This window comes from Nocardia sp. NPDC051052 (genome assembly GCF_044456045.1).
Lineage (GTDB): Bacteria > Actinomycetota > Actinomycetes > Mycobacteriales > Mycobacteriaceae > Nocardia.
On record NZ_JBITFL010000048.1, the window covers coordinates 1 to 1,823 of the forward strand.

The window sequence follows — 1,823 nt, forward strand, 5'->3', positions numbered from 1 at the left end:
TGGTATCGAGGTATTGCGTGGGGCGGGGGTGTCGCGGTTTGTGGTTGCTGGTCCTGATGGTGGGTTGAGTGGGTTGATCACCGACATCCTCGACAGCACCGACTCCAACGGCAGGGCCGACGTTCACAACCGCGTCGGCACCAATGGCAGCATCCACCCATTTGATGGCAACGGCAGCGTCGACGTAACTAGTAGTGCCGACCCGATCGGGATGGCTGATGACACCGACACGGTCGGCAGCGTTGGGACCAGTGTCGGCGTTCATGTAATCGGCGGTGTCAGCAACACGACCGGCAGCGCCGACGGACATGGCGATCTTGGTGGTGCCAGTGATGTGGGATTCGTGTCGGTGGCGGTGCTGGGTCGGAACCGGTCCGAGCCGGAGAGTCTGCTGGCCGCGGTGGCGGCGGTGGACGTTGCAGGTTCGGGTGTGGCGTGGCCGGTGCTGTGGAACGGTCCCTCGCGCCGTGTTTCGTTGCCGTCGTATGTATTCGAGCGGCGCCGGTATTGGCTTGATTCCACCAATGGTCGGAATGTGTCGGGGTTGGGGTTGTCGGGTTCGGATCATCCGTTGATTGGTGCGGTGGTGCAGTCGCCGGGTTCGGGTGGGGTGATTGTGACGGGTCGGTTGTCGGTGGCTGGGTTGGGGTGGCTGGCTGATCATGTGGTGTCGGGTGTGGTGTTGGTGCCGGGGACGGGGTTTGTGGAGTTGGTGATGCGTGCCGCGGATGAGGTGGGGTGTGTGGTGTTGCGGGAGCTGACTTTGCTGGCTCCGTTGCGGTTGCCTGCCAGTGGTGGTGTGCAGGTGCAGGTTGTGGTTGCCGGGGTGGGAGAGCAGGGTGAACGCGCTGTCGCGGTCTACGCCCGCCCCGAAGCCGACCGCAGTGACGTCGGCCTCAGTGGTGACTGGACCGTGCACGCCGAGGGCATCGTTGCGCCGGCCGATCCTGCGACGAGCGGTGTCGATCCAGCTGACGCCACACGTGCCGATTTGGCGCAGTGGCCGCCAACGGGCGCGGATGCCGTGGATTTGGCAGGTCTGTACGACCGGCTGGCCGATGCCGGGTACGGGTATGGGCCGGTGTTCCAGGGCTTGCGGGCGCTGTGGCGGCGTGGCGACGAGCTGTTCGTCGAAGCCACGTTGCCGGAATCGGATGATGACGCAACCCGTTACGGACTGCATCCGGCTCTACTGGATGCCGTCCTGCACGGGATGGCCGTTCGAGCCGACGGTGTGGCGGCGAGCGATGGTGAAGGAGGACGGGGGCCATGGTTGCCGTTCGCCTGGCAGGACGTCATCTTGCATGCGGCCGGCGCCACCTCGCTGCGAGCTCATATCTCGCCCCGTGCAGGCGGTGACGCCGCTCCGGGTGCGGTGCGTATTTACGCGGTAGACGGATCCGGGGAGCCGGTCTTCACCGCCGGATCACTGAGCACCCGGCCGTTGCAGTCGGCCGGCGCGGTGACGCCCGGTGACCCACTGCTGAGCATCAACTGGCTCCCGAATACGAATTCAATGGTGGTGCAGGCGATCCCCCGCACCGCTCGGTTCAGCACGGTCGGTGAATACCGTGAATGGACAACAGGCCCGCAGGGCATCCCCTCAATCGCGGTCTTCGATCTGCGCAGCATGGGTACCGACGACGGCGCAGTTGGGCGGATGCGCGCCCTGACTCATGCGACGTTGGCGGTGGTGCAGGCGTGGCTGGGTGATTCTCGGTTTGGTGGGGGTCGTTTGGTGGTGTTGACCGCGGGTGCGGTTTCGGTTGCGGGGGAGAGGGTTAGCGATCTGGCGGGTGCGGCGGTGTGGGGGTTGGTGCGTT

At 65.6% G+C, this 1,823-nt stretch carries 2 protein-coding genes; one reads left to right on the forward strand and one right to left on the reverse strand.

The features are described from left to right. A partial coding sequence (locus ACIBCN_RS44490) for a hypothetical protein (protein ID WP_396998930.1) occupies positions 1 to 310 on the reverse strand: 310 nt, incomplete at its 3' end. Positions 311 to 334: 24 nt separating this feature from the next. On the opposite strand from ACIBCN_RS44490, the gene ACIBCN_RS44495 reads away from it, so the two are divergent. After that, positions 335 to 1,823 (forward strand): polyketide synthase dehydratase domain-containing protein (locus ACIBCN_RS44495; RefSeq protein WP_396998931.1); only part of this gene is annotated, 1,489 nt, incomplete at its 3' end.